Source organism: Clavibacter sp. MX14-G9D (assembly GCF_032917815.1).
Taxonomy (GTDB): Bacteria; Actinomycetota; Actinomycetes; order Actinomycetales; family Microbacteriaceae; genus Clavibacter; species Clavibacter michiganensis_K.
Window position 1 is genome coordinate 1 of the sequence record NZ_JAVCVL010000421.1, and the last position, 744, is coordinate 744.

Here is a 744-nt window from a genome sequence, read left to right on the forward strand (position 1 = left end):
GACGCGGACGGCGCGGTTCCCGCCGATGCCGCTGCCGGTCGCCCGACGCCGGGACCGTGCGGACGGGCGAGGGCGGAACGCGACCGCGGCTCCCCCGGCCGTCACGGCGAGGACCGCCGCGGCCACGGCGGACGGACCGGATGCGCCGCGGACGCCGATGGATACTGCGGTCGCGACCCAGCCGACCGCGGCGGGGAGGGCGAGGCGCAGGTCGATCTGCGCGGCCGCGCCACGCGCGCCCCGTGGCGCTCGTCGAGTGCCGGAGGCGCGCCGCGGATCGGCCGTCACACCCGGACCAGCGGCGTCAGCGATGCCAGGGTGCGGTCGCCGATGCCCGGGACCCGCCCGAGGTCGGCGACGCGGCCGAAGCGGCCGTGCGCGGACCGCCATGCGATGATGCGCGCCGCGAGGGACGGCCCGACCCGCGGGAGGGTCTCCAGCTGCTCCGTGGTCGCCGTGTTGAGGTCGACGGGTGCCGAGCCGGTCGCGGTCACGCCTCCGGCGCCGGACGGTCCTGTCGCCGGGGCCGCCGCCGGGGTCTCCCCCTGCCGCGGGACCACCAGCTGCTCGCCGTCGGAGAGCACGCGCGCCAGGTTGACGCCCGCGGTGTCGGCGCCGTCGGCGAAGCCGTGCGCGGCGGCGAGGGCGTCGACGACGCGGCTGCCGGGCGCCAGCGGGAAGAGGCCGGGCGACGCGACGGCCCCGACCACGTGCACGTAGATGGGCGCGCGGGCGCTCGTGGCG

At 79.7% G+C, this 744-nt stretch carries 1 protein-coding gene; it reads right to left on the bottom strand.

Annotated elements, in window-relative coordinates:
* Window positions 1–284: 284 nt before the first annotated feature.
* A partial coding sequence (locus tag Q6969_RS16075) for a helix-hairpin-helix domain-containing protein (protein WP_317231335.1) occupies window positions 285–744 on the bottom strand: 460 nt, incomplete at its 5' end.